This window comes from Brevibacterium sp. Lmc1 (genome assembly GCF_057654315.1).
Genome location: NZ_CM172803.1, coordinates 1,042,830 through 1,065,261 on the forward strand (window position 1 = coordinate 1,042,830; position 22,432 = coordinate 1,065,261).

Annotated in this window: 18 protein-coding genes; 11 read left to right on the forward strand and 7 right to left on the reverse strand. The window is 66.3% G+C overall.

All coding sequences use genetic code 11. The features are described from left to right. Positions 1 to 5 precede the first annotated feature (5 nt). Entirely contained in the window at positions 6 to 485 is a 480-nt protein-coding gene (bcp, locus tag AC239G_RS04445; RefSeq protein ID WP_139469307.1) for a thioredoxin-dependent thiol peroxidase, read from the reverse strand. Continuing rightward, positions 482 to 1,675 carry a glycerate kinase gene (locus tag AC239G_RS04450; RefSeq protein ID WP_139469309.1) on the reverse strand — a complete coding sequence of 398 codons (1,194 nt, stop codon included), beginning with the start codon at positions 1,673 to 1,675 and terminating at the stop codon, positions 482 to 484. The genes bcp and AC239G_RS04450 overlap by 4 nt, the downstream gene beginning before the upstream one ends. A 199-nt stretch (positions 1,676 to 1,874) precedes the next feature. Between AC239G_RS04450 and uraD the strand changes: the two genes are divergently transcribed. The 4 genes from uraD (at position 1,875) to aceE (ending at position 6,566) form a co-directional block, all read left to right on the forward strand. After that, positions 1,875 to 2,366, forward strand: a complete 492-nt coding sequence (gene uraD / locus AC239G_RS04455; RefSeq protein WP_139469311.1) for a 2-oxo-4-hydroxy-4-carboxy-5-ureidoimidazoline decarboxylase — start codon at positions 1,875 to 1,877, stop codon at positions 2,364 to 2,366. Further along, the gene (uraH, locus tag AC239G_RS04460; RefSeq protein WP_181270990.1) at positions 2,363 to 2,686 is read left to right on the forward strand and encodes a hydroxyisourate hydrolase; all 324 of its coding nucleotides are present in this window, start codon (positions 2,363 to 2,365) and stop codon (positions 2,684 to 2,686) included. Before uraD ends, uraH begins: the two co-directional genes overlap by 4 nt. A gap of 155 nt (positions 2,687 to 2,841) precedes the next feature. Then, positions 2,842 to 3,726 (forward strand): factor-independent urate hydroxylase, encoded by an 885-nt coding sequence (pucL, locus tag AC239G_RS04465; RefSeq protein ID WP_139907127.1) that lies wholly within the window; start codon positions 2,842 to 2,844, stop codon positions 3,724 to 3,726. Positions 3,727 to 3,821: 95 nt separating this feature from the next. Then, the gene (aceE, locus tag AC239G_RS04470; protein ID WP_487489892.1) at positions 3,822 to 6,566 is read left to right on the forward strand and encodes a pyruvate dehydrogenase (acetyl-transferring), homodimeric type; all 2,745 of its coding nucleotides are present in this window, start codon (positions 3,822 to 3,824) and stop codon (positions 6,564 to 6,566) included. 25 nt (positions 6,567 to 6,591) lie between these two features. Here aceE and AC239G_RS04475 read toward each other — a convergent pair whose 3' ends face one another. After that, the gene (locus AC239G_RS04475; RefSeq protein ID WP_139907129.1) at positions 6,592 to 7,371 is read right to left on the reverse strand and encodes an IclR family transcriptional regulator; all 780 of its coding nucleotides are present in this window, start codon (positions 7,369 to 7,371) and stop codon (positions 6,592 to 6,594) included. 162 nt (positions 7,372 to 7,533) lie between these two features. Here AC239G_RS04475 and AC239G_RS04480 point away from each other — a divergent pair, with 162 nt between their 5' ends. From AC239G_RS04480 to AC239G_RS04490, 3 genes are all read left to right on the forward strand, one after another. Beyond that, complete coding sequence (locus tag AC239G_RS04480; RefSeq protein ID WP_487489893.1) at positions 7,534 to 8,913, forward strand: NAD-dependent malic enzyme; 1,380 nt, start codon at positions 7,534 to 7,536, stop codon at positions 8,911 to 8,913. A 109-nt stretch (positions 8,914 to 9,022) separates the two neighbouring features. Then, positions 9,023 to 10,330, forward strand: a complete 1,308-nt coding sequence (locus tag AC239G_RS04485; protein ID WP_139469321.1) for a DUF6986 family protein — start codon at positions 9,023 to 9,025, stop codon at positions 10,328 to 10,330. A 41-nt stretch (positions 10,331 to 10,371) separates the two neighbouring features. Then, positions 10,372 to 11,196, forward strand: a complete 825-nt coding sequence (locus tag AC239G_RS04490; protein WP_139469323.1) for a bifunctional allantoicase/(S)-ureidoglycine aminohydrolase — start codon at positions 10,372 to 10,374, stop codon at positions 11,194 to 11,196. A gap of 108 nt (positions 11,197 to 11,304) precedes the next feature. Here the strand turns inward: AC239G_RS04490 and AC239G_RS04495 are convergent, their stop codons facing one another. Next, positions 11,305 to 12,780 carry a malate:quinone oxidoreductase gene (locus tag AC239G_RS04495; RefSeq protein ID WP_139469324.1) on the reverse strand — a complete coding sequence of 492 codons (1,476 nt, stop codon included), beginning with the start codon at positions 12,778 to 12,780 and terminating at the stop codon, positions 11,305 to 11,307. A 214-nt stretch (positions 12,781 to 12,994) separates the two neighbouring features. Between AC239G_RS04495 and AC239G_RS04500 the strand changes: the two genes are divergently transcribed. From AC239G_RS04500 to AC239G_RS04510, 3 genes are all read left to right on the forward strand, one after another. Continuing rightward, on the forward strand, positions 12,995 to 14,056 hold the full coding sequence (locus tag AC239G_RS04500; RefSeq protein WP_139469326.1) for a pyridoxal phosphate-dependent aminotransferase: 1,062 nt from the start codon (positions 12,995 to 12,997) through the stop codon (positions 14,054 to 14,056). A gap of 2 nt (positions 14,057 to 14,058) precedes the next feature. Beyond that, on the forward strand, positions 14,059 to 15,465 hold the full coding sequence (locus AC239G_RS04505; protein WP_487490104.1) for an FAD-binding oxidoreductase: 1,407 nt from the start codon (positions 14,059 to 14,061) through the stop codon (positions 15,463 to 15,465). A 108-nt stretch (positions 15,466 to 15,573) separates the two neighbouring features. Further along, the gene (locus AC239G_RS04510; protein WP_487489894.1) at positions 15,574 to 16,581 is read left to right on the forward strand and encodes an isopenicillin N synthase family dioxygenase; all 1,008 of its coding nucleotides are present in this window, start codon (positions 15,574 to 15,576) and stop codon (positions 16,579 to 16,581) included. Positions 16,582 to 16,590: 9 nt separating this feature from the next. Here the strand turns inward: AC239G_RS04510 and mmuM are convergent, their stop codons facing one another. After that, complete coding sequence (gene mmuM / locus AC239G_RS04515) at positions 16,591 to 17,526, reverse strand: homocysteine S-methyltransferase (RefSeq protein ID WP_487489895.1); 936 nt, start codon at positions 17,524 to 17,526, stop codon at positions 16,591 to 16,593. A gap of 21 nt (positions 17,527 to 17,547) precedes the next feature. Here mmuM and tgt point away from each other — a divergent pair, with 21 nt between their 5' ends. Beyond that, a complete protein-coding gene (tgt, locus tag AC239G_RS04520; RefSeq protein ID WP_139469329.1) occupies positions 17,548 to 18,804 on the forward strand; it encodes a tRNA guanosine(34) transglycosylase Tgt in 1,257 nt (418 codons plus the stop codon). 241 nt (positions 18,805 to 19,045) lie between these two features. On the opposite strand, the gene AC239G_RS04525 is transcribed toward tgt, so the two are convergent. Both AC239G_RS04525 and AC239G_RS04530 read right to left on the reverse strand, forming a co-directional pair. Further along, positions 19,046 to 19,807 (reverse strand): queuosine precursor transporter, encoded by a 762-nt coding sequence (locus tag AC239G_RS04525; protein ID WP_248284022.1) that lies wholly within the window; start codon positions 19,805 to 19,807, stop codon positions 19,046 to 19,048. Beyond that, on the reverse strand, positions 19,788 to 22,361 hold the full coding sequence (locus tag AC239G_RS04530; protein ID WP_487489896.1) for a M3 family metallopeptidase: 2,574 nt from the start codon (positions 22,359 to 22,361) through the stop codon (positions 19,788 to 19,790). The genes AC239G_RS04525 and AC239G_RS04530 overlap by 20 nt, the downstream gene beginning before the upstream one ends. Positions 22,362 to 22,432: the final 71 nt, after the last annotated feature.

The window sequence follows — 22,432 nt, forward strand, 5'->3', positions numbered from 1 at the left end:
AGCAATTAGGGGAGGAGCTGGGTGCGGAGGCGGGCCACGTGGCCGCGGGCGTCGACGTTGTACTCGGCGTGGGTGAGCGTGCCGTCGGCGCCGATGACGAAGGTCGAGCGCTGGGTGCCCTGGAACGTGTGCTCGCCGACCGTCTTCTGTCCATAGCTGCCGTAGGCCTTCGCCACCGCAGCACCCGGGTCGGAGAGCAGCGAGAAGGTCAGCCCCTCCTCGGCGGCGAACTCCTTGAGCGATTCGGTGTCATCGGGGGAGACCCCGAGGACCTCGAAGCCGGCGGCCGCCAGCGCCGAGAGGTTGTCCCGGAAGTCGCAGGCCTCCGTTGTGCACCCCGGCGATGCGGCCTTCGGGTAGAAGTAGAGGATGACGCTGCGTCCGGCATAGTCGGCCTTCGACACCGTCCGCCCCTCGGCGTCGGTGAGCGTGAAGTCGGGAGCGATGTCTCCGACGGTGAGCTGAGTCTGAGTGGTCGTGGTCATGGTGCGTCCTTTCGTCGTTGAAATGGTGCGTCCAGCGGCGCGCTGAGTGCGCACGCCTGCGCGGCCGTGTCCTCGATGAGCGCTTCGGCGCGCTCGGACAGGGTGGTGAGGTCCGCCGGTCCCGGTGCGATCGACAGCGCCGCCGTGATCCCGGCTTCCCGGCATTCCGCGGCGGTCAGGCCGACCCGACCGGCGATGACGATCACCCTCGCCGAGGCGGGGGCATGGTCCCGCACGGCCGCGACGACTTTCCCGCCCAAGGATTGGGAATCGAAGGACCCCTCTCCGGTGAGCACGAAATCAGCGCCGGCCAGGGCCTCGGACAGGCCCACGGCCTCGGCGACCATCGTCGATCCGGGAACCACCTCGGCGCCGAGCAGCGTCGTCAGCGCCAGCGGAATCCCGCCGGCAGCCCCGAATCCCGGAGTCGCCGCCAGGTCTTTCGCCTCGGCAGAGGTGCCGGTGAGCACCTCGGCCAAGTGGGCGAGTCCGGAATCGAGCACGGCCACCGAGTCCGCGTCCGCCCCTTTCTGCGGACCGAAGACCGCAGCGGCCCCGCGGGGCCCGGTGAGGGGATTGTCGACGTCGACGGCGATGCGCCACCGCACGGCCGTCGCCCGCCGGTCCAGCCCCGAGGTGTCGACCGCAGCGATCGCGGCCAGGCCGCCTCCGCCCGGCGCGACCGGCTGACCTGCGGCATCGGTGAAACGGGCGCCGAGGGCGGCCAGTATTCCGGTCCCGCCGTCCGTGCTCGCCGAGCCGCCGATGCACAGCAGGATCTCCTCGACGCCGAGGTCGAGCGCCGCGGTCGCGATGAGCCCGACACCATAGGTGTCGGCGCGTTCGGGCCGCAGCTCCACGTCCGAGACCTGCGGCAGGCCATTGGCTTGGGCCGCCTCGATGACCGCGGTCTTTCCGTCGGGGGAGAGGCCGAAGTCCGCCGAGGCGGTCCTGCCCAAGGCATCGACCGTGTCGACGGTGCGCGGCCGGGTTCCCCAGACGGCGAGCAGGGCGTCGAGCGTGCCCTCCCCGCCGTCGGCGAAGGGCAGTTCGGTGACTCGTGCGCTGGGGAAGACTGCTCGAGCTCCGCGGGCCATGGCGGCTGCGGCGGCCGGAGCGGAGGCCGAACCCTTGAATGAGTCAGGGGCGCAGACGATTGACGGGGTCTGATCTGTCGTTGTCAGGCTCATGCACTCATTCAACCTCATCGTCGATGGCCGGGTGTGCGGCGGTTGCCACACGAACAGTATCCACTATACGGAAGAAAGTTTCCACAAAAATGTGTGAGCAATTTGACATTGCCGATGACGCCCAGCAGACTCGGAGCAGTTGTTCGGAAATGGTATTCCGAACGGTGAAAGTCATTCAGCGCCTGCCAAGGAGGTCACCGTGGACCTGGCCGAGTTCAACCGACTCCCAGCCGATGATGCCCGCGGAATTCTGCGTCCCTGCCTCGACGTCGACCGGTGGATCGACGCGATCGTCGACGCCCGCCCCCTGGCCGACCTCGACTCCGCCGAGGCGGCGTCCCGCGCCGCCGCACCGCTGACCACCGCCGAGATCGACGCGGCGATGTCCCATCATCCGCGCATCGGTGAGAAGGCGAAGGGTGACAGCGCCGAGGCGGCCCATTCGAGCCGTGAACAGGCCGGACTCGGCACCTTGGAAGCAGACGTGCAGTCCCAGCTGGCCGCGGGCAACGCCGCCTACGAAGACCGCTTCGACCGCGTCTTCCTCATCCGCGCCGCCGGTCGCACCCCTGAGGAGATCCTCTCCGAACTGCAGCGCCGCATGGACAACACCGACGAGGATGAGACCGCCGAGGTCGGGCAGCAGCTCATCCAGATCGCCGAACTGAGACTCGAAGGGATCCTCTCATGAGCTTCATCACCGCCCACGCGCTCGACTCCATGGTCGGCACCCCCGCCGCCGACCTCGAGGTCACTCTCTACTCCGGTGCCGAAGTCATCGTCTCGGCCCGCACCGACGACAACGGGCGAGTCTCCGACTTCGGCCCCGACCACCTCGAGCCGGGGGACTACCGAATCGTCTTCGGCACCGGCGACTACTTCGCGGCCAGGGAGATCGATCACTTCCACCCCGTGGTCACCATCGACTTCACCGTCCAGGCCGGGCAGGAGCACTATCACATTCCCCTGCTGCTCAGCCCCTTCGCCTACAGCACCTACCGCGGCAGCTGAGCCGCGCCCACAATCGCTCACAGGGGAAGCAGGCCCCCTGCAGGATCTCCATCCTCAACAAACCGCCGAAGCCGACCGGTCCCTGCCGGCAGGCCTCGCCAAACGAATGGTCACGGCGTGTGCAGGTGCGCACGCCGACGAACTGGAGGAAGAAAATGAGCAAGGTCCGACTGACATCGAACCAGTACGGCAAGGCGGAGAACCGACTCATGCGGGTCTACCGCGACACCGACCGCCACGAGATCCGCGATCTCAATGTCACCTCACAGCTGTGGGGCGACTTCGAGACCGCTCACACCGAAGGCAACAACGAGCACGTCGTCGCCACCGACACCCAGAAGAACACGGTCTTCGCGAAGGCCAAGGAGCTGGGCGTGAGCTCGCCCGAACAGTTCCTCATGGGCCTGGCCGACCATTTCACCTCAAGCTTCGACTGGGTCACCGGCGGACGCTGGGAAGCCGAAGAATACGGCTGGGACCGGATCAACGACCACAAGCACTCGTTCTACAAGTCCGCTCCCGAAGTCCGCACCGTCGTCTTCACCCGAGACGGCGACAAGGACACGCTGATCTCCGGCTTCAACGGACTCACCGTGCTCAAGACCACGGAGTCGGGCTTCGTCGGCTACCCGAAGGACAAGTACACGACCCTGCCGGAGACCCAGGACCGCATCCTCGCGACCGATATCGCCACCCGGTGGATCTACAACACCACCGACCTCGACTTCGAAGCCGTGTACACCAAGGTCAAGGAGATCATCCTCGACTCCTTCACCGATCACTTCTCCCACGCCCTGCAGCACACGCTGTACCAGATGGGCGAGAAGGTCATCGAGGCCGTGCCGGAGATCGACGAGATCCGCTTCTCCTGCCCGAACAAGCACCACTTCCTCTATGACATCGAACGTTTCGGGCTCGAGAACCCGAACGAGGTCTTCATCGTCGCCGACCGCCCCTACGGCCTCATCGAAGCCACCTTCACCCGTGAAGGCGTCGACGAGAACAAGGACGCATGGGCACAGGTCGCCGGCTTCTGCTGAGATCTGAACATCACCTGCTGAGACAGGACTTTCCATCTCCGGGCTCCCGGGGTACTGTTCCGGGAGCCCGGACCCCGTGAGAAGGAAACCCCGATATGACACAGGACACAACCTCGGCGAGTCCGAGGGGAAACGTCGACGAAGAGGTCGATGAATGGATCGAGTCCTGGGAAGGGCTCGTCGACGCGCGCGGAACCCAGCGCGCGGGCGAGATCATGGAGGCGCTGCGTGCACGCGCGGCCACGAACTCCGTCGCCCAGCCCAAGGTCACCACCACTGACTACGTCAACACCATCCCCGTTGACCAGGAACCGTTCTATCCCGGCGAGGAGAAGGTCGAGCGCCGCTTCCGCAGATGGCTGCGGTGGAACGCCGCCATGCTCGTCCATCGGGCGCAGCGGCCCGAGATCTCCGTGGGCGGGCACATCTCCACCTACGCCGGCGCCGCCACGCTCTACGAAATCGGATTCAACAACTTCTTCCGCGGTCAGGACCACCCCGGCGGTGGCGATCAGGTCTTCTTCCAGGGCCATGCCTCACCGGGAATGTACGCCAGGGCGTTCCTCGAGGGCCGCCTGACCGAGGCCGACCTCGACGGGTTCCGGCAGGAGGTCTCGCGTGCCCCGCACGGACTGAGCTCGTATCCGCACCCACGGCTGATGCCGGAGTTCTGGCAGTTCCCGACCGTGTCGATGGGTCTTGGCCCGATCAACGCTATCTACCAGGCGCAGATGAACCGCTACCTCCACAACCGCGGCATCTCCGACACCTCGGATCAGCGGGTGTGGGCGTTCCTCGGCGACGGCGAGATGGACGAACCCGAATCGCGCGGCGCCCTGCAGCTGGCCGCGAACGAAGGGCTGGACAACCTCACCTTCGTCATCAACTGCAACCTCCAGCGCCTCGACGGACCCGTGCGCGGAAACGGCAAGATCGTCCAGGAGCTCGAAGCGACCTTCACCGGCGCCGGCTGGGACGTCATCAAGGTGCTGTGGGGCCGCGAATGGGACGACCTGCTGGCCAAGGACCGCACCGGCGACCTCGTGAAGATCATGAACGAGACCCTCGACGGTGACTACCAGACCTTCAAGGCCGAATCCGGCGGATTCATCCGCGACAACTTCTTCGGCCGGACACCTGCGACGAAGGGGCTCGTCGACCACCTCTCCGACGACGACATCTGGAACCTCAAGCGCGGCGGCCACGACTATCACAAGGTCTTCGCCGCCTACCAGAAGGCCGTGAACACCAAGGGCAAGCCGACCGTCATCCTCGTGCAGACCGTCAAGGGCTACGGCCTGGGCACGACGTTCGAGTCCCGCAACGCCACGCACCAGATGAAGAAGTTCACCGCCGACGACGTCAAGGCCTTCCGCGATCGGATGGACATCCCGATCAGCGACAAGGTCATCGACGAGGACCCGTACGCGGTGCCCTACTACCACCCGGGCAAGGACGACGACGCGATCCAGTACATGCTCGACCGTCGGCGTCAGCTCGGCGGATTCCTGCCGGCACGCAAACCCGAGCACAACAAGATCACCCTGCCCGCGCCCAGCGACAAGGCGTTCGCACAGACGAAGAAGGGCTCGGGGCAGCAGATGGCCGCCTCGACGATGGCCTTCGTCCGGCTGCTCAAGGACCTCATGCGAGAAAAGGGGCTGGGCGAGCGGATCGTGCCCATCATCCCCGATGAGGCCCGCACCTTCGGCATCGACGCGTTCTTCCCGACCGCGAAGATCTACAACCCGAACGGGCAGAACTACCTCGCCGTCGACCGCGAGATGTTCCTCTCGTACAAGGAAGCCACCAGCGGTCAGCTCCTCCACGTGGGCATCAACGAGGCCGGTGCCGCGGCCGGATTCACCGCCGCGGGAACCGCGTACTCCACCCACGGCGAACCGATGATCCCGATCTACGTGTTCTACTCGATGTTCGGATTCCAGCGCACCGGTGACGCCTTCTGGGCCGCCGGCGACCAGATGACCCGCGGGTTCATCATCGGCGCCACCGCCGGACGCACGACCCTGACCGGGGAAGGCCTGCAGCACGCCGACGGACATTCCCCGGTGCTCGCGGCCACGAACCCGGCCGTGCGCGTCTATGATCCGGCCTTCGGCTACGAGATCGGGCACATCGTCCGCGACGGTCTGCATCGCATGTACGGAGAGCACGACCTCGGCGAGGACGAGCGCAACGTCATGTACTACCTCACCGTGTACAACGAGCCGATGCTCCAGCCGGCCGAACCGGAAGACGTCGACGTCGAGGGCATCCTCAAGGGCATCCACCGCGTCGCCGAGGCGGCCCCCGGCGACCGTCCGCAAGCGCAGCTGCTCGCCTCCGGTGTGGCCGTGCCCTGGGCTCTCGAGGCCCGGGACCTGCTCGCCGCCGACTGGGGCGTCGACGCAGCCGTGTGGTCAGTGACCTCATGGGCGCAGCTGCGCCGCGACGGCCTCGAATGCGAAGCCGCGGAACTCAGCGCCGCCGACGGCACCGAGGCGGCCGACCGCGTGCCGTACGTGCGTCAGAAGCTGGAGGGGCAGCCTGGCCCGATCGTGGCCACGAGCGACTTCGACTCCACCCAGCCGGATCTCATCCGGCCGTACCTGGACCACGATTTCGCGACGCTCGGCGCCGACGGGTTCGGCTTCTCCGACACCCGCGCCGCCGCGCGCAGGCACTTCAAGATCGACGCGCACTCGATGGTCGTGCGCACCCTGCAGCTGCTTGCCAAGCGCGGTGAGATCGACGGATCCATTCCCGCCGAGGCGGCTCGACGTTATCGTCTGAACGACGTCAACGCCGGCACCTCGGGAACGGCCGGCGGAGACTCCTGACCCGGTCCGGGAGCTGAAGCCAGAGTCAGCGGCCGCTCTGCATCTCTGCGGAGATGCGGGCGGCCGCGTCTTTGAGCAGGGGCACGGCGCGATCGGCGAACGACTGGTCGACGCGGCTGATCGGACCCGATACGGAGATCGCCAAAGGAGCGGGGGAGTCCGGGATAGCCATGGCGAAGCAGCGCACGCCGAGCTCCTGCTCCTGCTCGTCGATGGCATAGCCGCGCTCACGGATGCGGCCCAGCTCGGCCTCGAGGTCTTCGATCGTCCCGATGCTGTATTCCGTGGGGGTGGGCATGCCGGCGGTGGCGGCGATATGCCGGACCTGCTCGGACTCGAGCCCCGCGAGAATGGCCTTGCCGACCCCGGTGGCATGCATATGGGCACGGCGTCCCACCTCGGTGAACATCCTCATCTGGCGTTCGGAGGCGACCTGATCGACGTAGACCACCATGTCTCCGTCCATCGTCGCCACATTCGCCGACTCCCCGAGCTCGGCGACGAGCTCGCGCAGATAAGGGCGGGCGACGGCACCGAGCTGGGAGCCGGCGATATCGCCGAGTCGCACCAGCCCGGGCCCGAGCGCATAGCCGCGGTCGGGCAGCTGACGGACCACACCGAGGTTGACCAGGGTGTTGAGCAGACGATGGATCGTCGGCAGGGGCAGATTGACGTCCGCGGCGATATGGCTCAGCGTCGCCGATCCTGCGGAGTTAGCGATGCACTCAAGCAGTCCGAACGCGCGTTCGACGGACTGCACGCCGCCCTTGGACTGGCGGATCGCCGGGGTGTCCTTGCTGCTCATCGATGTTCCTTAATCTGTGGTGAGTCTCGGCAGTGAAACTCCGTTCAGTCTAGTCCCGAAATGGAAGAAACTTTCCGAATCCACTGACACCGTCTAGTATTTCCACTAGGCAAAAGTTATTATCCATAATACGGAAACTCGATATCAAGGAGGATATTGCCCATGGTCGCCACCAGCCCCGGATACTCCATCACTCTGCGCGTCGGCACCCAGGTCGGTCAGGCCTCGACCTCCGACCTCGTCGCCGCGGCCGCCGCCGCCGGCGCGTCAGTCACCGCCCTCGACGTCGTCGAGTCCACTCCGCCCTCGGTCATCATCGACGTCAGCGCCGATACCCGCGACGTCGCCCATGCCGACGAAGTCTCCGATGCGCTGGGTGCCCTGCCCGGAGTCGACGTCCACAAGGTGTCGGACCGGACCTTCCTGCTCCACCTCGGCGGCAAGCTCGAATCCACCCCGAAGGTGCCCCTGCGCAACCGCGACGACCTCTCCCGCGCCTACACCCCGGGTGTGGCCCGTGTGTGCAAGGCGATCGCTGAGAACAAAGAGGATGCACGTCGGCTGACGATCAAACGCAACACCGTCGCCGTGGTCACCGACGGGACCGCGGTGCTCGGCCTCGGCGATATCGGCCCCGAAGCGGCCATGCCGGTGATGGAGGGCAAGGCCGTGCTGTTCAAGCAGTTCGCCGATGTCGACGCCTGGCCGGTGGCCCTCGACACGAAGGACACCGAGGAGATCATCTCCATCTGCAAGGCCATCGCACCGGCCTACGGCGGAATCAACCTCGAAGACATCGCTGCCCCGCGCTGCTTCGAGATCGAGGCCCGGCTGCGCGAGGAACTCGACATCCCCGTCTTCCACGATGACCAGCACGGCACCGGCGTCGTCACCCTCGCCGCGCTGAAGAACGCGCTCAAGGTCGTCGACAAGAAGATCGAGGACCTGCGCATCGTCGTCTCCGGAGTCGGCGCGGCCGGCAACGCCATCATCCGCCTCCTCCAGGTCGCCGGTGCCGCGAACATCATCGCCTGCGGCCGCGACGGGGCGATCGGCCCGGACTCGACGGTCGACACCGACCACAAGAAGTGGCTGCAGGCGAATACGAACCCCGAGGGCTTCTCCGGCACCCTCAAGGAAGCCGTCGTCGGCGCCGACGCGTTCATCGGCGTCTCCGCCCCGAATGTGCTCGACGGTGACGATATCGCGGCGATGAACAAGGACGCGCTGGTCTTCGCCATGGCCAATCCCGACCCCGAGGTGGACCCCGCCGAGGCGGCGAAACACGCAGCCGTCGTGGCCACCGGCCGCAGCGATTTCCCGAACCAGATCAACAATGTGCTCGCGTTCCCGGGAATCTTCCGCGGACTCCTCGACGCCGAAGCCCGCGACGTGGATGAGAACATCATGGTCGCCGCCGCCGATGCCATCGCCTCGTGCATCCCCGAGGACGAACTCCACCCCGGCTACGTCATCCCCTCCGTGTTCGATCCCGAAGTCGCGAAGAAGGTCGCCGAGGCGGTCGCCCGGGTCTCGTCCTGAAACCCCAGAGAGCCTTGCGTGCCTGGGGACGGAGAATGAGAGACAATGAGGCCAGGTCAGGCATCGCCGCCTCGCCGTCGAACCCCATGCAGAGAAAGAGAATGTGAAAGTGGAACGATCAACACTCGCCGATATCGACTCACTGCTGGGAGACACGGACGAGCTACTGGCGACCGCGTACCCCGGTGATCGCGACGTCCGCCAGCCAGTGCACACCGTGTACGTGCCCGGACACCGCACGAGTGCCGACCTGCCGTACCAGTGGGGGCAGCAGGCGCTCGAATGCGTCGAGGCCCACGGCGGAATGCTGCAGCTGGCCGAACGCGTCATCACCGCCGCCCGGAAGGAATCCGGTCCCGCGATCCCCGGTCAGGTGCCCAGCATCCACCAGGTGGCCCGGGAGGCCGAACTCCTCGCCGAGGCGGTCACCGCGAAACTCGAACGTGAGCCGATCGAGGACCTGCGTCTGGACTTCGAAGACGGGTTCGGCGACCAGGGGGATGAGACCGAGGATCGGTGGGTCATCCAGGCCGCCCGCGATGCGGTGGCCGGCCGCGCGGAGAAGGCAGCCCCCGGCTTCGTCGGCATCCGGTTCAAATGCATGGAGTCAGCGACCCGGGAACGCGGTCTGCGCACTCTCGACCTGTTCCTCTCCGAACTCATCAAGGCAGGCGGCAGCCTGCCGGAGAATCTCGTGCTCACCCTCCCGAAGGTCAGCACCGTCGATCAGGTCCGGGCGATGGTGCTCGCCGCGCGAGCGCTGGAAGCCGAGCACAGCCTCGGTGAAGGGACTATCACCTTCGAGATCCAAGTCGAGACCCCGCAGCTCGTCCTCGCCGCCGATGGCACCGTGCCGCTGGCGACGGCGCTGCAGGCCGGGGCCGGGCGCGTGACTTCGCTGCACTACGGAACCTATGACTATTCGGCGTCGATGGGAGTGGCTGCGGCCTACCAGGCGATGGACCATCCGGTCGCGGATTTCGCGAAGAACCAGATGATGCTCGCCGTCGCCGGCACCGGAGTCCACCTCTCCGACGGGTCGACGAACATCCTCCCGCTCGGCGAACCCGCAGAGGTCCACCACGCGTGGGCGCTGCACGCCGGCCTCGTCCGCCGCCACCTCAAACGAGGGATCTACCAGGGCTGGGATCTGCACCCGCACCAGCTGCCGACCAGGTTCCTGGCGACCTTCGCCTTCTACCGCGAAGGCGGGCCACGGGCGGCGCAGCGCCTGCACGACTACGTGTTCAAGGCGGATTCGACGGTCCTCGACGAACCCGCGACCGCGAAGGCGCTCGCCCGCTACCTCGACCGAGGGCTCGTCTGCGGAGCCCACACCGAGGAGTTCGTGACCTCGCGGACGAACCTCAGCCTCACCCAGCTCGGGCAGCTCGCCCGCACCGGCTCGCTCGACTGAGCCCACCGACCACCGACCACCGACCGAAGGAGACCCCGCCCATGACGACGACCGACCCGTACACCTACTGGGCCCCGACCGGCGGCCACCCGCCGCAGTCCGATCTGCTCACCGACCGTGCCCTCGTCACCGAGGCCTATACGGTCATCCCGCGCGGAGTGATGCGCGATATCGTCACTTCGAATCTGCCCGAGTGGACCGGGACCCGGTCGTGGGTGCTGAGCAAGCCCGTGGCCGGGGGAGCGGTGACGTTCTCGCAGACGATCCTCGAAGTCGCACCCGGCGGCGGCTCGCAGGCGCCGGAACCGCAGCCCGAGGTCGAAGGGTTCCTCTTCGTCATGGCCGGAACGCTCGAGGTCACCCATGAGGGCACCGCGCACACGCTGACTCCGGGTGGGTTCGCGTTCCTGCCCGCCGGATCGACGTGGTCGGCGACGTCCACCGGCACCGAGGCGGCCCGCTTCCACTGGGTGCGCAAACGCTACCAGCCCGTGGCGGGGCTGACCCCTGAGGCGAAGTTCGGCAACGAGGCCGATGTCGAACCGTCGCCGATGCCCGGAACCGACGGACGCTGGCGCACGACCCGTCCGCTCGACCCGGACGACCTCGCCTACGACATGCACGTCAACATCGTCACCTTCGAGGCCGGAGCGGTCATCCCGTTCGCGGAGACGCATGAGATGGAGCACGGCCTCTACGTGCTCGAGGGCAAGGCCGTCTACCGTCTCAACGGCGACTGGGTCGAGGTGCAGGAGGGCGACTTCATCTCCATGCGCGCCTTCTGCCCGCAGGCCTGCTATGCCGGAGGGCCCGGACGCTTCCGCTACCTGCTGTACAAGGACGTCAACCGCCAGGTCGAGCTCTGAGGTTCTCGACGCTCCGAACTCCTGAGGGAACGTAAGAAGCGGCTGGCCGGAAAGGATTCCGGCCAGCCGCTTCTCCTGTATGTCAGTCGGCTGAGGGCGTCAGTCCACTCAGATGAGCTGCAGGGTCCGCGAGGTGTACTCGGAGACCTCCTTGAGCAGCGTCTCGTCATCGACGAGGTCGCGGCCGAGCGAGGGGATCATGTCCTTGAAGCTCTTCTCCCAGCCCGCGAACTCGCGCGGGAAGCAGGTCTTGAGCAGTTCGATCATGATCGGCACCGCGGTCGAGGCACCCGGTGAAGCACCGAGCAGGGTCGCCAGCGAACCGTCGGCGGACGAGATGAGCTCGGTGCCGAACTGGAGGACGCCGCCCTTCTTCGGATCCTTCTTCATCACCTGCACGCGCTGACCGGCCTGGATGAGTTCCCAGTCGGCGGGGTCGACGGAGGGGATGAAGGTCTGCAGGGCCTCGAAGCGGGCTTTCTTCGTTGCGGCGAGCTCACCGAGGAGGTACGTGACAAGATCCGTGTTGTCCTTGGCGACATTGAGCATCGTGCCGATGTTGTTTCCGCGCACGGACAGCGGCAGATCGGTGAAGCGGCCCTTCTTGAGGAACTTCGGCGAGAAGCCGGCGTAGGGGCCGAACATCAGGTAGTCCTGGCCGTCGACGACACGGGTGTCGAGGTGCGGCACCGACATCGGGGGAGCATCCTGAGCGGCCTGGCCGTACACCTTCGCCTGGTGGCGGGCGACGAGATCCTGGTTCGCGGTGCGCAGGAAGTAGCCGGAGACCGGGAAGCCGCCGTAGCCGCGTCCCTCCGGGATGCCGGACTTCTGCAGCAGCGGCAGTGCACCGCCGCCGGCGCCGACGAAGACGAACTTCGCGCCCACCTGGTGGGTCTCGTGCGAGAGCAGATCCTTCACGGTGAGAGTCCAGCCGTCGGAGGAACGGTCGAGGTCGGTGACCTGGTGGCTGGTGCGCACGGTCGCGCCCTTGGCGGCGACGTAGCTGAGCAGCTGAGACGACAGAGAGCCGAAGTCGACGTCGGTGCCCTGCTTGATGCGCGAGATGCCGTTGACCTGACCGGGACCACGGCCGGAGAACATCAGCGGCAGCCATTCGGCCTGAGTGTCCGCGTCCTCGGTGTATTCCATGTCCGCGAACAGCGGATTGCGCACCATCGTCTCGTAGCGGTTCTTGATGTAGTCACGTCCCTTGTCGCCGCGTCCGTAGCTGACGTGGGCGATGGGATTGATGAAGGTCGTCGGATCGGTGATGACACCGGTGTCGACGAGGTGCGACCAGTACTGGCGCGAGTGGTGGAACTGCTGGTTGATGTTCGAGGCCTTCTCCAGGTCGATCTGACCGTTGGAGTCCTCGGGGGTGTAGTTGAGTTCGCAGAGTGCGGCGTGGCCGGTGCCGGCGTTGTTCCAGGGGTCGGAGCTCTCCGTTGCCACATAGTCGAGCTTCTCGTAGACACGGATGTCCCAATCGGGCTGAAGTTCGGTCAGCATGGCGCCCAGAGTGGCGCTCATGATGCCGCCGCCGATCAAGACGACGTCGACTTTTTCCTGCGGTGAGGGCATTTGGACTCTCATTCCTCGTCTCTGACTACATGTATTCGTCTCTCAGGGTACTCTCCGGCATCGGCCCACCTGTAACCCGGGAGGAGGGAACGAAGCGTCGCGAGAGCATTCTCACAGCGGATGGACGTCCGCCCTGCTCGCCTTTATCCGACCATTCGGACGCTTTGGCAAGACAGTCTGTGTTGCCCGCCACAAGATATGCAACTATGGGCACATGTCCAAACGTTTCCAGCTCCGTGACGCGCTCGCCGAATTCCCTCCCTACGTTCCCGGCAAGCCTCCCGTCGCATCCCCCGGCCTGACCCCGTACAAACTGTCGTCGAACGAGAACCACCTGCCGCCGCTGCCGGGTGTCGTCGAATCGGCGGCATCCGCCTCGGCGATTCCGGGGAACTACCCCGATCCCACCGCAGCCGCGCTCGTGGCCGATATCGCCTCCCACCTCGATGTCGAACCCGCCGAGGTGGTCCCCGGCGCCGGGGCCTCCGAGGTCCTCACGGCGCTGACGAACATCACCCTCGAAGCGGGCACGTCCGTGGTCTATCCGTGGCCGTCGTTCGAGATGTACCCGATCCTCGCCTCGGCGCGGGGCGCGGAGAAGCGCCCCGTCGACCTCCTGGAAGACGGTCGACACGACTTCGCCGGGCTGGCCGCGGCGATCGATGACACGACCCGCCTCGTGCTGCTGTGCTCGCCGAACAATCCGACCGGTCCGACGATCACCGATGCCGAACTCGAGGGATTCCTCGCCGAGGTGCCCGAGTCCGTCATCGTCGTCCTCGACGAGGCGTACCTCGAATTCGCCACCGAGGCGGCCGACTCCCTCGCCGCTCGCGCCAAGCACCCGAATCTCGTGCTCGCCCGCACCTTCTCGAAGGCGCACGGCCTGGCAGGTCTGCGCGTGGGCTACGGCATCGCCGACGCCGAGATCGCCTCGGCGATGCGCCAGGTCATCGCCCCGTTCTCCGTCACCGCCGGTGCCCAGGCCGCCGCCCGGGAATCCCTGGCTCGCGTCGACGAGGTGGCCGTGCGCGCCAAGGAAGTCGCCGCGGTGCGCGACCGGTTCGCTCACGATCTGCGGGAGCTGGGTCTGTCCGTGCCCGATGCTCAGGGCAACTATGTGTGGATCGCGCTCGACCCCGAGGCGGCCGTCGCCTTCGAAGGTGAGTGCGCGAAGCAGGCCGTGGCCGTGCGTCGTCTGCAGGGCGGTGTGCGTGTGAGCATCGGACCCGATGAAGCTCTCGAGCGCGTGCTCAAGGTCGCCGCGTCGCTGTGACGATGAGTGCGGAGACGACGGTGGGCACGGACCTGGACGGACTTGCGGCCGAGCTGAGCGCGGGCGCCCTGGTCACCGATCGGGATGTCATCGAGTCCTATTCGTCGGATAAGGCCCTGTTCTGTCCGGTGGGGACCGCCTCGGCGCTCGTGCGAGCTGCCGACGTCGATGATGTGGTCGCGGTGATGCGCTTCGCCACCGCGCATCGGATCCCGGTGGTCACTCAGGGTGCCAGGACGGGTTTGTCGGGGGCGGCGAACGCCACCGACGGGGCGCTCCTGCTCAACGTCGCGAAGCTGAACGCGATCGTCGACATCGACGAGGTGAACCAGACCTGCCGTGTCCAGCCCGGTGTCATCAACCAAGACCTCAAGACCGCGCTGGCGGAACATGGTCTGTCGTATCCGCCGGATCCGGGGTCGGTGGCGATCTCCACGATCGGCGGGAACGTCGCGACGAACGCCGGCGGCATGTGCTGTGTGAAATACGGGGTGACGCGAGACTACGTGCGCGGTCTGACCGTGGTCCTCGCCGATGGGACAGTGACCCGGTTGGGTCGGCAGACGGCGAAGGGTGTGGCCGGTCTCGATCTGGCGGGTCTGTTCGTCGGGTCCGAGGGGACTCTGGGAGTCATCGTCGAGATCACCCTCGGGCTCAGACCTCTGTTGACTCCGCCGGTGACCGGTGTCGGGATCTTCCCGGACTTGGAATCGGCCGGGCATACGGTCTCTGAGTTCATGGCCTCCGGGGCGGCCCCGTCGATGCTCGAGCTCATGGACGGAGGCACCGTGGGCATGATCAATGCCTATGGTGATTTCGGGCTGCCCGACGGGGCCGGTGCGCTGTTGTTGGTGCAGTCGGATGCTCCGGGGCAGGCCGGTGTGACCGAGCTGCAATCGTTCGAGGCGATCGCCAGAGCGCAGGGTGCCGATGAGGTGTTCTTCTCCGATGATCCGGCGGATTCGGAGATGCTGGTCGCGGCTCGTCGGGCTGTGTCTCCGGCGATGGAGAAGTACGTGTCGGGGCTTGGCGGGGGAGAGCTCATCGATGATGTGTGCGTTCCCCGGTCCCGCCTCGGCGAGTTCTTCGCCAGGTTGGACGAGATCGCGGCCCGGCATTCGGTGGAGGTGTCCACGGCCGGGCATGCCGGGGATGGGAATATGCATCCGAGTGTGCTCTTCGATGCCCAGGATGAGGCGAGTGTGGCCGAGGCGAAGGAGACGTTCGCTGAGATCATGCAGCTGGGTCTCGATCTGGGTGGGACGATCACGGGTGAGCATGGGGTCGGGTATCTGAAGAAGGACTGGCTGGTGCGCGAACTCGATGCGGGTGCGCGGGCGCTGCAGACGTCGATCAAGGCGGCGGTGGATCCGTTGGGGATCCTCAACCCGGGCAAGATGCTCGGCTGATTCTCCTCTTCATGTCTCGGAATGTGACGGTTCGCGACCGACTGTGACCGGTCGCGGCCGGCCCCGTCAGGGCGCGGCCTAAGGTGCTGGGAAAAGAGAGGAATCCCCATGACGCTCACCCAGCTGCCCGTTCTCGACCTCAGCCTCGCCGATGACCCCGCGACCGCCGAACAGTTCCGCGAGGACCTGCGTCGCGTCACTCACGAGATCGGCTTCTTCTACCTCACCGGCCACGGCATCCCCGACGCCGAATTCAGCCGCATCATCGATGTCGCCCAGAACTTCTTCGCACTGCCCGAGGACGAGAAGCTCGCGATCGAGAACACGAACTCCCCGCACTTCCGCGGCTACACCCGCACCGGCGGCGAACGCACCCAGGGCCGCGTGGATTGGCGCGAGCAGATCGACATCGGCCCCGAACGCGCACCCGTGGCCGAACCGGTCAACGACTTCGACCATCTCACCGGACCCAACCAGTACCCGGAATCGCTGCCCGAGCTGCGGGAGGCCACGGACTCCTGGCATGCGCAGCTGAGCGAGGTCGGTGCACGCCTCCTCGAACAGTGGGCGCTCAGCCTCGGCCAGCCCGGCGATCATTTCGCCGACGCGTTCGCCGAGGATGCCGAATCCTTCATCAAGATCGTTCGCTATCCCGAAGCCGAGTCCGAGTCCGTGACCCAGGGGGTGGGCGAGCACCGCGACGGCGGCACCCTGACCCTGCTCTACCCGCGGCCGGGCACCACCGGTCTGCAGGTGCTCACTGACGACGGTTGGATCGATGCGGATCCGATCGAGAACACCTTCGTCGTCAACATCGGCAAACTCCTCGAAGTCGCCACGAACGGCTACCTCAAGGCCACCGTCCACCGGGTCCTGCCGACCGGTCCCGGCCAGGACCGCATCTCCATCCCATTCTTCTATAACCCGGCGCTCAGCGCCCGCCTGCCAGAGGTCGAGCTGCCTGCCGAACTCGCCGCCGACGCTCGCGGCGTCACCGACGACGAACGCGATGCCCTCCACGCCGTGTATGGGGAGAACGCCTTCCTCTCCCGACTGCGCTCCCACCCGAACGTCGCCGAGAAGTACTATCCGGAGCTCGTCGGCGCTCAGGGGTGAGGGATCGCGTCAGCGGCTGGTCCGCTCCGACAGCTCTGCGATGTCGTCGGGACGGACCCGGCAGCAGCCGCCGATGATCCGTGCGCCGAGGTGGGTCCACTCCGCCACCGGCCACGACCCGACGCCGGGCTCCGCGCCGTCGTGCCACGTCAGAGTGTCCGCGTCGTAGGTTTCGCCCGAGTTCGGGTAGGCGATGAGCGGCAGGTCTGTGTGCTTGGACAGTTCGCTCAGCGCCGGGGTCACGAGGGACGGGCGAACGCAGTTGACCCCGATCGCATACACGCTCGCCGAGGCGGCCACCACCTCGGCGAGGTCCGCCAGGGTGCTGCCGTCGGGCATGGTCGGCGCGGTCGTGTCCGTGGTGCCCTGTAGAGTCACGGTCACCCAAGCCGGAAGGCCGATGTCCTCGGTCAGAGCGATGAGGGCGCGGATCTCATCGAGGCGCGGTTGGGTTTCGATGGCGAGCAGGTCCGCACCCGCCTCGGCGAGGGCTTCGATGCGCGGACGATGGAAGGCGGTGTAATCCTCAGGACTCCGGTGATAGCTTCCCGTGTACTCGGCGCCGTCGCCGAGCGCCGCACCATACGGGCCGACAGACCCGGCGACGAGGATACTTGTGCCTGGTGCGGCACTGCGATCTGCCGCAGTGCGCGCGATGCGCACGCTGTGGCCGATGATCCGGCTGCCCTCCTCGGCGCTGATTCCCGCCGCGGCGAACCCGAGCGGCGTCGCCTGGTAGCTCGCGGTCGTGAGTATCCGGGCTCCGGCGTTCGCGAAGGCGGTGTGCACGGCGCGCGGGGTGTCGGGGTCACGGCGGATGAGCTCGGCCGACCACAGTGCGTGGTCGAGGTCGATGCCGCGATCCTCGGCGGCACTGCCCAGCCCGCCGTCGATGACGATGGGGGCGGCCTCCTCGGCGAGAGTGAGCATCTGGGTGAACGTCATGGACTTAGTTAAGCTTGTCTGGTGACTACAGACGAAACTCCGGCAGCATCCGAGACCGCCCCCATCAACGACCGATCGCAGTTCGGCTTCGAGGTGGGCACCCGCATGGACACGGGCGGACGCACCGGAGTCATCCGCACCCCGCACGGCGACATCCAGACCCCCGCATTCATTCCCGTCGGCACGAAGGCCACGGTCAAGGCCGTGCGCCCCGACGAGGTCGCCGAACTCGGCGGTCAGGCGGTGCTCTCGAACGCCTACCACCTCTACCTGCAGCCGGGATCGGACCTCATCGACGAGGCCGGCGGGCTGGGGAAATTCATGAACTGGCCCGGACCCACCTTCACCGACTCCGGCGGGTTCCAAGTGATGAGTCTCGGCTCGGGGTTCAAGAAGGTCATCTCGATGGAGTCGACGGGGGAGCAGAACGACGAACTCGTCGCCGTCGGAAAGGAACGGCTGTCGAACGTCGACGATGACGGGGTCACGTTCAAGTCCCACCTCGACGGATCGATGCACCGGTTCACCCCGGAGATCTCGATGCGGGTGCAGCACGAACTCGGCGCCGACATCATGTTCGCCTTCGATGAGCTGACCACTCTGGTGAACACCCGCGGCTACCAGGAGGAATCGCTCGAGCGGACCCGGCTGTGGGCGATCCGCTGCATCGAAGAGCACTTCCGCCTCACCGAGGAGCGGTCGCATCGGCCCTACCAGGCACTGTTCGGGGTGCTGCAGGGCGCGCAGTACGAGGATCTGCGGCGTAAGGCCGCCCGCGACCTGGGCGCGATGGACTTCGACGGCTACGGCATCGGCGGGGCACTGGAGAAGGAGAACCTCGGCATCATCATCCGCTGGGTGTGCGAGGAGCTGCCGGAGAACAAGCCGCGGCACCTGCTCGGCATCTCCGAACCCGACGACCTGTTCGAAGCGATCAAGACCGGCGCGGACACCTTCGACTGCGTCTCGCCCTCCCGCGTGGCCCGCAACGCCGCGATCTACACCCGCGACGGCCGGTACAACCTCACCGGCGCGAAGTACCGCCGCGATTTCGGCCCGCTCGATCCCGACTGCACGTGCTATACGTGCCAGAACTACTCGCGTGCGTACCTGCGGCACCTGTACAAGGCGAAGGAGATGCTCTTCTCCACCCTGTGCACCATCCACAACGAGCACTTCGTCGTCTCGCTCGTCGCCGAGATCCGCCAGGCGATGATCGACGGCCGCTTCGACGAGCTCGAAACCGAGGTCCTCGGCCGCTACTACGCGAAGAAGTAGCCGCGCTTCCGGCGGTCGCTGCGGTCGCCAGCCGGCCCCACACGCTTCCGGCCGCAGGTGAGTCATCGACTTCTGATCAGCGCATCGAGTTCTATCTCGATGACCTGATCAGAAGTCGATGTCGGCCAGGGACAAAACTCGATGACACTCGCCGACAACCGCTTTCCGTTCGGGCTGACCACTGGGCGTCCGGTGCATCAGTTCGCGAACGCGCGCCGGTCGGCTAAGGCGTCATTGAAATCTACGCTTCAGCCGCGTCGAGTTCGTAGCTGGGTTCGTGGCGTTTGACGAGCTTGATGACCCGGTAGGTCACGGGCAGGAAGATGATCTCGACGGCGACCTTGTAGACGAAGCCGACGATGATGTAGTTGAGGAAGTCGAGCCCCGGGATGACACCGGCGAAGGCGATGATGCAGAACAGCAGCGTGTCGACGAACTCGCCGACACCGGTCGACGTGAGCAGCCGCACCCACAGCTTCGACTCGCCCATGCGCTTCTTCACCGCCACGAGCACCCACGAGTTGAGCAGCTGGCCGACGAAGTAGCCGACGAGGGAAGCCGCGACGATGCGCGGGTAGAAGCCGAGCACGGCGGCGAACGCGTCCTGGTTCTCGTACCCGGGCCCCGGAGGCGAGATGAGCACGAGCCAGAAGACGAAGGTGGCCAGGATCTGCAGGGCGAATCCGGTGATCACGGCTTTGCGAGCGGCTTTGAAGCCGTACACCTCGCTGATCACATCACCGAGGATGTAGGCGATGGGGAAGAGGAACGCGCCGCCGTCGGTGACGATCGGACCGAAGCCGATGACCTTCGTGGCCGAGATGTTCGAGATGATGAGCACCGCGCAGAACACGGCGAGGAAGACCGCATAGTAGCGGCCCCGGGAGGAAGCGAAAGCTGCGAATCGTGCAGCCGAGGTGGTGGTGTGCGCCGGATCGGTGGTGCGATCCGGCTGCCCAGACTCGGACTCGGAACGCCCAGACTCAGGACTCTTCTGCGACAACGGTGATTTCCTTTCCTCCGGTGACCGTGAGCAGCTGCTCGTACGTCAGAGGCACCATCGAATTCGGTGTCCCCGCGCCGGCCCAGAGAACAGGATAGTCCTTCAGCGACACATCGACATAGGTCGGAATCGGCCCCGGATGACCGCAGGGAGCGACCCCGCCGATGACCTGCCCCGTGGCCTCGCGGACGAGTTCCTTCGACGCCCGGTCGAGGGAGTCGACGCCGATGAGTTCGGCGACATGTGCGGTGTCGACCCGGTGGGCGCCCGAGGCCATGATGAGCACGGGTTCGCCGCCGGAGGAGAAGATGAGGCTGTTCGCGATCGCTCCGACCTCGATGCCCAGCGCTTCGGCCGCTGCGGCCGCCGTCGGCGTCGAGCCGTCGAAGATCTCGATGCGCGGATCGATGCCCGCAGCCGCGAGATCGGCGGCGACCGCCTCGTGGTTGGGGTGGTCCCACCTCGCCGAGGCGGCTCCGAACTGGGTCTCGGTCGTTTCCTCCCCGTCGACCTCGGTCACGGGTTCCGCGAGGCCGCGACGGCGCAGCAGCGGGGCGACATCCGGGCGGGTGCCGAAGAAGCGTTCGATCGCCGCCATCGGGTCGACCGAATAGCCGGGGGCGAGGATCGCCTCGCGGAAGGCATCTCCGGCTTCTCGGTTGAGTCCGCCCTGGGACTCGAACCATTCGCTCACCCAGGCGGCGATGACTTCGGAGTAGAGGTAGGAGTAGTAGCCGGCCGCATACCCGGAGGCGAAGACGTGCCCGAAGTACGTCGACCGGTAGCGCGGCGGAACGAGCGGCGAGAAGCCGGCCGCGGCGAGCACCTCCGATTCGAAGGACAGGACTTCGGTGATGTGCTCTCCGGCCTCGAGCGAATGCCAGGACAGGTCGAGCATGGCAGCGGCGAGGTATTCGATCGTGTCGAAGCCCTGCCCGAACTTCTCTGAGGCGATGAGCGCGTCGACGAGTTCGGCCGGCATCGGCTCGCCCGTGTCGACGTGCTTGGCGAAGTGGGGGAGGACCTGCGGGTGGAAGCGCCACATCTCATTGAGCTGGGACGGGAATTCGACGTAGTCGCGGGGGACGGCGGTACCGGCCGTCGACGGGTAGGTGGAGTTCGCGAAGAGCCCGTGGAGGACGTGGCCGAATTCGTGGAAGAACGTCGTCAGCTCAGTCGGATTGAGCAGCGTGGGCCGGCCCGGACCGGGCTTGGCGAGGTTGAGCGAGAGGGTGACGACCGGCAGCAGCCCGGTCAGCCGGGAGGCCGGAACCAGCTGGTCCATCCAGGCCCCGCCGCGCTTCGTATCCCTCGAGTACGGGTCGATGAGGACGAGCCCCAGGTGACGTTCGTTGACATCGGTGACCTCATAGACGCGGACGTCCTCATGCCAGGCGGTGACACCCTCGTACGGGGCGAACGTGATTCCGTACAGTCCGGTGGCGGCCCGGAAGACGCCTTCGGTGAGGACTGTGTCGAATTCGAAGTACTTGGCCACCTCGTCGGGGTCGATGCCGAATTCGTCGGCGCGGAACTTCGCAAGGTAGTACTTGACGTCTTCGGACGCGACCGTCTCGAGGCCGTAGCGCTCCTTGACCTGCGCAAGTTCCTCATCGAGTTGGGCATTCGCGGGATTGATGAGCGAGGAGACGATGTCGGCAGCGGCATCGGGGTTGCCGGCCGTCTGATTGTCGATGGCGAAGGACGAGTAGGAAGGGTATCCGAGAAGATGCGCCTTCAGCGCACGCAGCGCCGTGGTGTCGGCGACCTGGGTGCGGGTGTCGCCGTCGCCGCCGCGGGATCCACGGGCCATCGAGTTGTTCAGCACGTGCCGACGCGTCTGTGCTGTGCTCAGGGATTCGAGCACGCCCTGTTGGGTGAAGTTGTTCAGCGGCAGCAGGTAGCCGTCGACGCCGCGTTCGGTGGCACGATTCGCCGCTGCCGCGATCTGATCGTCGTTCATCCCGGCCAGGGAATCGGCCTCACTGAGGTGGACGGCCAACTCGCGCGTATCGAGCTGCAGCGCGCGGGAGAAGGAGTTCTCCAAAGTGGTCAGTTCGGCCGCGATCGTGGCCATCTGCTCGCGTTCGTCCTCGCCGAGGCGGGCGCCCGCACGCACGAACTGATCGATAGTCAGTTCCTGCTGACGCTTGTCCTCGGGGTTCAGGTCGGAGACCGAAACCTGCTCGATGCGGTGGAAGAGGTCGACGTTCAGCAGGATCTCGGTCTCGGTGGCCGACAGGAGTTCCCAGGTCTCGGAGATGGCGTCGGTGAGTTCGGGACGCAGATGATTCGACTCGATGGCTGCTGCCACGGAGGCGATGCGGGTCATCGGCACGGACGCGGATTCGAATCTCACGGTGGTGGAGAAGAACGTGGACTCGGCGTCGTCGGCGATGATGGCGGCCACCTCGGCGCGGGCGAAATCGGTCGCCGTGTGAACCGCGGTCAGCAGCGTCTCCGGGGTGACTGCGGCGAAGTCGGGCAGCGAATAGTCGGTCTGCGGGTCGAGGAACGCTTCCCAGACATCGATGCTGTTCGGATCTGCGCTCATTTTCTCGACGATTCACTTTCTGAAGCGGGTGGGGGTTCGCTCCGATCCTAACGTGAGTCGACCGGCCAGTG

Bases quoted from the DNA above. Each gene is read 5' to 3' on its own strand.
- bcp (WP_139469307.1), bottom strand. From the start codon at position 485: ATGACCACGACCACTCAGACTCAGCTCACCGTCGGAGACATCGCTCCC.
- AC239G_RS04505 (WP_487490104.1), top strand. From the start codon at position 14,059: ATGAGTGCGGAGACGACGGTGGGCACGGACCTGGACGGACTTGCGGCC.
- AC239G_RS04510 (WP_487489894.1), top strand. From the start codon at position 15,574: ATGACGCTCACCCAGCTGCCCGTTCTCGACCTCAGCCTCGCCGATGAC.
- AC239G_RS04500 (WP_139469326.1), top strand. From the start codon at position 12,995: ATGTCCAAACGTTTCCAGCTCCGTGACGCGCTCGCCGAATTCCCTCCC.
- AC239G_RS04480 (WP_487489893.1), top strand. From the start codon at position 7,534: ATGGTCGCCACCAGCCCCGGATACTCCATCACTCTGCGCGTCGGCACC.
- mmuM (WP_487489895.1), bottom strand. From the start codon at position 17,526: ATGACGTTCACCCAGATGCTCACTCTCGCCGAGGAGGCCGCCCCCATC.
- AC239G_RS04495 (WP_139469324.1), bottom strand. From the start codon at position 12,780: ATGCCCTCACCGCAGGAAAAAGTCGACGTCGTCTTGATCGGCGGCGGC.
- AC239G_RS04475 (WP_139907129.1), bottom strand. From the start codon at position 7,371: ATGAGCAGCAAGGACACCCCGGCGATCCGCCAGTCCAAGGGCGGCGTG.
- uraH (WP_181270990.1), top strand. From the start codon at position 2,363: ATGAGCTTCATCACCGCCCACGCGCTCGACTCCATGGTCGGCACCCCC.
- AC239G_RS04490 (WP_139469323.1), top strand. From the start codon at position 10,372: ATGACGACGACCGACCCGTACACCTACTGGGCCCCGACCGGCGGCCAC.
- aceE (WP_487489892.1), top strand. From the start codon at position 3,822: ATGACACAGGACACAACCTCGGCGAGTCCGAGGGGAAACGTCGACGAA.
- AC239G_RS04450 (WP_139469309.1), bottom strand. From the start codon at position 1,675: ATGAGCCTGACAACGACAGATCAGACCCCGTCAATCGTCTGCGCCCCT.
- pucL (WP_139907127.1), top strand. From the start codon at position 2,842: ATGAGCAAGGTCCGACTGACATCGAACCAGTACGGCAAGGCGGAGAAC.
- AC239G_RS04530 (WP_487489896.1), bottom strand. From the start codon at position 22,361: ATGAGCGCAGATCCGAACAGCATCGATGTCTGGGAAGCGTTCCTCGAC.